This window comes from Halolamina pelagica, from assembly GCF_900115675.1.
Classification (GTDB): Archaea; Halobacteriota; Halobacteria; order Halobacteriales; family Haloferacaceae; genus Halolamina; species Halolamina pelagica.
Window position 1 is genome coordinate 295,596 of the sequence record NZ_FOXI01000004.1, and the last position, 6,437, is coordinate 302,032.

Here is a 6,437-nt window from a genome sequence, read left to right on the forward strand (position 1 = left end):
CTGGCCGGAACCGCCCGGTTTTAGGTCGCAGGGCGGGAGCTACCGCCATGGCGTTCGAGTTCGACTTCGACCTGCTGCGAGACCTGACAGAGACCAGCGGCGTCCCCGGGTACGAGGACCGCGTGCGCGAGATGGTGCGCGATGAGCTGGGGGCGACCACCGACCACGTCCGCACCGACGCGATGGGGAACGTCGTGGGGACGATCGAGGGCGATTCGGACTACTCCGTCGCCGTCGCCGCCCACATGGACGAGATCGGCTTCATGGTCAAACACATCGACGACGACGGGTTCCTCAAACTCGACGCGCTCGGCGGCTGGGACGCGCGCGTGCTCCGCGCCCAGCGCGTGACTGTTCATGGTGAGGAGGACGTCACCGGCGTCTTCGGCTCGGTCCCGCCGCACACGCTCGACGACGCGGAGGACGGCGAGGAGGAGGTCGGCGACCGCGTCGTCGATCTCGGCCGCGACGCCGAGGAGGTCGAGGAGCTGGTGAGTGTCGGCGACGTGGTCACGATGAACCAGTCGACGATCGAGATGGGCGATTCGGTCACGGGGAAGGCCCTCGACGACCGCGTCTGCCTGTTCGCGATGCTCGAGGCCGCCCGCGAGATCGAGGATCCCGACGCCACGATCCACTTCTGTGCGACCGTTCAGGAGGAGGTCGGCATCCGCGGCGCCACCGCGCTGGGGGTCGACGTGGATCCGGACCTCGCGATCGCGCTCGACGTGACCATCGCGAGCGACATCCCGGGCGTCAGCGAGGAGGACCACGTCACCGCGCTGGGAGACGGCGCGGCGATCAAACTGAAGGACAGTTCGGTCATCACGACGCCGAAGGTCCACAAGCGGCTCAAGTCGGTCGCCGAGGACGGCGGGATCGAACACCAGCTGGAGGTACTCCCCTCCGGCGGCACCGACACGGCCGGGTTCCAGAACACCAACGGCGCCATCCCGGTGGGCGCTCTCTCGATCCCGACGCGCTACCTCCACACGGTGACCGAGACCGCGAACGGCGACGACATCCGCGCCACCATCGACCTGCTGACCGCGTTCCTCGAGAGCGAGGACGGCGACCACGACTATTCGCTGTAACCGACTGCGGCACGTGACCTGCTCCAGCCTCCGTGCTGGAGCCTCGGAACTGTTGCCGGAGTCGTGTGTAACCGACTGCGGCACGCGACCAGTTCCAGCCTCCGTGCTGGAACCTCGGAACTGTTGCCGGAGTCGTGTGTGACCAACTGCGGCACGCGACCAGTTCCAGCCTCCGTGCTGGAACGTTTCCCCCTATCGGCGTCGATCGACGCCGGTTCCTACAGGGTGGGATTTTCCGACACCGACTCCTAAGAGGAAACCCCTTTCCTACGTAGGGTCGAACCACCGCCTACCCAATCCAGAGAGAAACTGATGAAGGAGTACGAGTACGTCTGTCAGGAATGCGGGCAGCAGATCGAGGTCAACGGACCGATGCGTGAGGCCATCCTCGAAAACGGCTGTCCGGTCTGCTCGGCACCCGCCCAGTCCGCTCACTTTTGCGACCAGTAATCAGGCGTCGCGATCGACTTCGGTTCGCCGCCCCGTCAGGTTCGTCGTCTCGAACTCGTACAGTCGGATGTCGAGGTCCTCCTTCGGCTCGCCCCAGATCTCGAACAGCGGCCGTTCGGCGTCGCCGTACTGCTCGATCTGTTCGACGGAGAGTTCGCTCGGGTCGGTCTCGTTGAGCGTCCCCTCGGCGACGACGCTGCGATACGCCCCCTTGTCGTCGTCGCCGTAGACGACGAAGCGAGCGCTCGTGTTGGCGTCCAGGAACCGGCGTTTCTCGCTCTCCGGCGTCGAGACTAACCGGAAGTAGAACGACGCTCTCCCTGCATCGTAACCGTACGAGACCGGCGCGGCGTACGGGTCGTCGCCCTCGGCGAGCGAAAGCACTCCCGTCTCGTTCTCACCGAGAAACGCGTCCGTCTCCTCGCGCGTCATCTCGGTCTCTCGGGCGAGTGGCATCCTTACCCCGACCCAACAGAGCGTCCGGTTAATCCATTACGATTGGCGTAGCCGAATCGGAGTCGACCTCGGCGTCGCCTACCCGTCGTCGAACACGTCCCCGAACAGCTTGCGTTGGGCGGCGGTGAGGTGTTCGGCGAACGTCGACTGCGAGATACCCAGCTCGTCGGCGAGTTCGGTGCCGTTGGCCTCCCTGGGGCGCTCGAAGTACCCTTCGCGGTACGCCGTCCGGAGCACCTCCTGCTGTCGGTCCGTGAGCTTCCCGTAGTTGACGAACCGCCGGTCCTCGGGGCTCCCGGACAACGGGGGCTGCAGGAGTTGTTGAACGTCCATCGAGGGGAACCGGTCACGCAGCGTGGCGGTCACCTCCTGGAGCTGCTCGAACGTCTCGGCGTGGAAGACGACGGTGAGCTCCCCTTCCCCCGCGAGGAAGCGGTGGATCGGGCAGTCGAACTGGCCCAGACACGTACACGGACAGTCGTCCGCGTGCTCGACCCGGTAGACGTCGGCGGTGCCGTAGGAGAACACCGGCTCGGTGGTCGCAACCGGCTCGGACTGTGCCTGGCTACCGGACTGGTTCAACGCGTCGTCGCCATCGGGCTGTGACCCGTCCGACTCGCGTGTCGACGTGTCAACGTCGACGAGGAACTCCGTCACTGGCGGCCCCGTCGCGGAGACGCTCGTGGCGACGCTGTCGATCTCCGTGTCGGCCGCTGCCGAGAACCGGGCGACTGAACAGCCCGCCGGGCTATCGAACGTCACGGTGGCCCGGATACCGGTGCTCATGTGTGGTACCCCCGTATCGTGTTCGAACCCTCTTGAGTGCGGTGGTCGTCCCGAAGACGGCCGGTAGCTTATAAACCACCCCCAATATCCGTGCTTCATGCTTGTGGGGGAGCAAGCCCCACTGTGGAGTATGAGCCACGCCGTCTCCGCTCCGAAGAACCAACGCCCTGGCACCGACTCGGCGGAAGTCATCCGTTCCGAGAACGAGATCACGGACCTGCTCGCCGCGCTCGACGACTCCGACTGTCGATCCGTCCTCGAAGTCACCGGCGACGAACCGCTGTCGGCGAAGGACATCGTCGAACGCTGTGACATCCCGTCGTCGACGGCCTACCGCAAGATCGAACGGCTGGTCGACCTCGGCCTCCTGGAGGAGGGAATCCGGATCCGGAGCTCCGGGAAACACGCCAGCGAGTACCGGCGCTGCATCGAGGGTGTCGAACTCTCCATCGGCGACGACGGGACCGAGGTCCGTGTGGTCGGCTGCGAACAGTAACCTACCGATTCTGTATCGCGATAACCGATTTATACCCTCCGTCTCCCCCGGCTAGTCCCCTTCGCTACCCGAACCCTTCATAATCGTTCCGGCGAAAGGTCAGGCCATGTACGACGACGAGGACCTCGCGGAGATACGTGAGTCCCGTGAGCAGTGGGAACGAGAGACGGTCGACCCGACGCTCGATGCCTACGGCGAGCGAAAGGATCGCTTCGCGACGGTCTCGAACCTCGAGATCGACCGACTGTACGACCCGACCGACGTGGCCGATCTCGACTACGAGGAGGACCTGGGCAACCCCGGCGAGTTCCCCTTCACCCGCGGCCCGTACCCGACGATGTACCGCGGGCGGACGTGGACGATGCGGCAGTTCGCCGGGTTCGGTTCCGCCGAGGACACGAACGAGCGGTTCCACTACCTGATCGAGGAGGGTCAGACCGGTCTCTCGACGGCGTTCGACATGCCGTCGCTGATGGGGCTTGACTCCGACGACCCCATGGCCCTCGGGGAAGTGGGGAAGGAGGGCGTCGCCGTCGACACGCTGCGGGACATGGAGATCCTCTTCGACGGGATCGACGTCGGCGAGGTGTCCACGTCGTTCACGATCAACCCCTCGGCGCCGGTGATCTACGCGATGTACCTCGCGCTGGCCGACCAGCAGGGCGTCCCCCGCGAGGAGGTGCGTGGCACCCTCCAGAACGACATGTTGAAGGAGTTCATCGCCCAGAAGGAGTGGGTGATCCCCCCCGAGCCGTCGCTGGATATCGTCACCGACACCATCGAGTTCGCGGCCGCGGAGACGCCGAAGTTCAGCCCGGTCTCGATCTCGGGCTACCACATCCGGGAGGCCGGCTCGACGGCGGTCCAGGAGCTCGCGTTCACCCTCGCCGACGGGTTCGCGTACGTCGAGGACTGTCTCGACCGCGGGATGGCCGTCGACGAGTTCGCGCCCCAGCTCAGCTTCTTCTTCAACTCCCACAACTCCATCTTCGAGGAGGTCGCGAAGTTCCGCGCCGCGCGGCGCATCTACGCCCGCGTGATGGACGAGTGGTACGACGCCGAGGCCGACGAGTCCAAACAGCTGAAGTTCCACACCCAGACGGCCGGCCAGTCGCTGACGGCCCAGCAGCCCCTGAACAACATCGTCCGGGTGACGATCCAGGCGCTGGCGGGCGTCTTCGGCGGCACGCAGAGCCTCCACACCAACTCCTACGACGAGGCGCTGGCGCTGCCCAGCGAGGAGGCGGTCCGGGTCGCGCTGCGGACCCAGCAGATCATCGCCGAGGAGTCCGGCGCCGCCGACAGCGTCGACCCGCTCGCGGGCTCGTTCATGGTCGAGAGCCTCACCGACGAGGTCGAGGAGGAAGCGATGGAGTACATCGAGACGATCAAGGAGATGGGCGACGGTTCGGTCCGGGACGGCGTCCTCACCGGTATCGAGGAGGGGTACTTCCACCGCGAGATCCAGGAGTCCTCCTACGAGTACCAGGAGCGCGTCGAGGACGAGGAGGAGGTCGTCGTCGGCGTCAACAAGTACGTCTCCGAGGAGGACACCTCGCCGGAGGTGCTCAAGGTCGACGAGGAGGTCGCCGAACACCAGCGCGAGCGCCTCGCCGAAGTCAAGGAGGAGCGCGACGACGAGGCCGTCGAGGCCGCGCTCGACGACCTGCAGGACGCCATCGACGACGACGAGAACGTGATGCCCCACATCATCACCGCCGTCAAGGCGTACGCGACGATGGGCGAGATCATGGACGTGTTCGAGGCCGAGTACGGCGAGTACCGCGAGAAGATCGGGCTGGCCTGACCGGCCGGCGTTCTCACGGTTTTCGCCGCAGGAGGTGGGGTTTATGTCCGCGACGACACACAGTAGTCCTGACTATGTCGGACGATGACACTGAACTCGAAGCCCGACTCGAAGCGCAGGACAGCTTCGAGCCGCCGGAGTCGTTCGTCGAGCAGGCAAACGTCGCCGATCCGGGCGTCTACGAGGAGTTCGAGGAGAACTGGCCCGACTGCTGGGAGGGGGCGGCGGACATGCTCGACTGGGAGACCGAGTACGACACCGTACTGGACGACTCGAACCCGCCCTTCTTCGAGTGGTTCACGGGCGGCGAACTCAACGCCTCGGCCAACTGCCTCGACCGCCATCTCGACGAGCGCGGCGACGAGGCCGCGATCGAGTGGGTCGGCGAACCCACCGAGGAGGCCAACCGCACCTACACGTACGAGGAACTGCATCGCGAGGTGAACGAGGCGGCCGCGGCGCTGCGGGAGCTGGGCGTCGGCGAGGACGACGTCGTCACGATGTACATGCCGATGATCCCGGAACTCCCCATCGCGATGCTCGCCTGCGCCCGCATCGGCGCGCCGCACTCGGTCGTGTTCGCCGGCTTCTCCGCCGACGCGCTCGCGACCCGGATGAACGCCGCCGACTCGGAGTACCTAATCACCGCCGACGGCTACTACCGGCGCGGCGACCCGCTCGACCACCTCGAGAAGGCCAACGAGGGCCTCGATGGCGTCGACCACGGGACGGAGACGCTGGTCGTCAACCGACTGCCCGAGGCGGACTCGTTCGATCACGAACTCGGTGACACCCAGACGTTCTGGACCGACGCCGTCCACGCACAGAAGGGTGCGGAGGTCGAACCGGTCGCGCGGGACGCCGAGGACATGCTGTTCCTCATGTACACCTCCGGCACCACGGGCCAGCCCAAAGGCGTGAAACACACGACGGGGGGCTACCTCTCGTGGGCGGCGTGGACTTCTCACGCGGTACTGGACATCAAGCCCGAGGACACGTACTTCTGTTCGGCCGACATCGGCTGGATCACCGGCCACTCCTACATCGTCTACGGCCCGCTCGCGCTCGGGACGACGACGATGATGTACGAGGGAACCCCGGATTACCCCGAGCGCGACCGTCTCTGGGAGATCGTCGAGGAGTACAAGGCCACGCAACTCTACACGGCACCGACGGCGATCCGGGCGTTCATGAAGTGGGGGACGGAGTACCCCGACGCGCACGATCTGTCGAGTCTGCGCCTCTTGGGTACCGTGGGCGAGCCGATCAACCCCCGCGCCTGGAAGTGGTACTACAAGCACATCGGCGACGAGTCCTGCCCGGTCGTGGACACGTGGTGGCAGACCGA

At 65.9% G+C, this 6,437-nt stretch carries 7 protein-coding genes; 5 read left to right on the forward strand and 2 right to left on the reverse strand.

All coding sequences use genetic code 11. The features are described from left to right. The first annotated feature begins 47 nt into the window (after window positions 1–47). Both BMZ83_RS08025 and BMZ83_RS08030 read left to right on the forward strand, forming a co-directional pair. Window positions 48–1,094, forward strand: a complete 1,047-nt coding sequence (locus BMZ83_RS08025) for a M42 family metallopeptidase (protein ID WP_074877445.1) — start codon at window positions 48–50, stop codon at window positions 1,092–1,094. 312 nt (window positions 1,095–1,406) lie between these two features. Further along, on the forward strand, window positions 1,407–1,544 hold the full coding sequence (locus tag BMZ83_RS08030) for a DUF7560 family zinc ribbon protein (RefSeq protein ID WP_074877447.1): 138 nt from the start codon (window positions 1,407–1,409) through the stop codon (window positions 1,542–1,544). On the opposite strand, the gene BMZ83_RS08035 is transcribed toward BMZ83_RS08030, so the two are convergent. Both BMZ83_RS08035 and BMZ83_RS08040 read right to left on the reverse strand, forming a co-directional pair. After that, window positions 1,545–2,000: a pyridoxamine 5'-phosphate oxidase family protein gene (locus BMZ83_RS08035; protein WP_074877449.1), complete on the reverse strand. Its 456-nt coding sequence runs from the start codon at window positions 1,998–2,000 to the stop codon at window positions 1,545–1,547. Window positions 2,001–2,078: 78 nt separating this feature from the next. Next, window positions 2,079–2,786, reverse strand: coding sequence for a helix-turn-helix domain-containing protein (locus BMZ83_RS08040; protein WP_074877451.1), 708 nt, complete (start codon window positions 2,784–2,786; stop codon window positions 2,079–2,081). Window positions 2,787–2,916: 130 nt separating this feature from the next. Between BMZ83_RS08040 and BMZ83_RS08045 the strand changes: the two genes are divergently transcribed. The 3 genes from BMZ83_RS08045 to BMZ83_RS08055 all read left to right on the forward strand — a co-directional run. Beyond that, window positions 2,917–3,282: a winged helix-turn-helix domain-containing protein gene (locus tag BMZ83_RS08045; RefSeq protein ID WP_074877453.1), complete on the forward strand. Its 366-nt coding sequence runs from the start codon at window positions 2,917–2,919 to the stop codon at window positions 3,280–3,282. 106 nt (window positions 3,283–3,388) lie between these two features. Further along, window positions 3,389–5,089 carry an acyl-CoA mutase large subunit family protein gene (locus tag BMZ83_RS08050; protein ID WP_074877454.1) on the forward strand — a complete coding sequence of 567 codons (1,701 nt, stop codon included), beginning with the start codon at window positions 3,389–3,391 and terminating at the stop codon, window positions 5,087–5,089. Between the two features lie 74 nt (window positions 5,090–5,163). Further along, window positions 5,164–6,437, forward strand: a 1,274-nt coding sequence (locus BMZ83_RS08055) for an AMP-binding protein (RefSeq protein WP_143076912.1), incomplete at its 3' end; no start/stop codon positions are given.

What these genes read in the sequence shown, in the direction of transcription:
- BMZ83_RS08025 (WP_074877445.1), top strand. Translation starts at nt 48, where the DNA reads ATGGCGTTCGAGTTCGACTTCGACCTGCTGCGAGACCTGACAGAGACC.
- BMZ83_RS08035 (WP_074877449.1), bottom strand. Translation starts at nt 2,000, where the DNA reads ATGCCACTCGCCCGAGAGACCGAGATGACGCGCGAGGAGACGGACGCG.
- BMZ83_RS08030 (WP_074877447.1), top strand. Translation starts at nt 1,407, where the DNA reads ATGAAGGAGTACGAGTACGTCTGTCAGGAATGCGGGCAGCAGATCGAG.
- BMZ83_RS08040 (WP_074877451.1), bottom strand. Translation starts at nt 2,786, where the DNA reads ATGAGCACCGGTATCCGGGCCACCGTGACGTTCGATAGCCCGGCGGGC.
- BMZ83_RS08050 (WP_074877454.1), top strand. Translation starts at nt 3,389, where the DNA reads ATGTACGACGACGAGGACCTCGCGGAGATACGTGAGTCCCGTGAGCAG.
- BMZ83_RS08045 (WP_074877453.1), top strand. Translation starts at nt 2,917, where the DNA reads ATGAGCCACGCCGTCTCCGCTCCGAAGAACCAACGCCCTGGCACCGAC.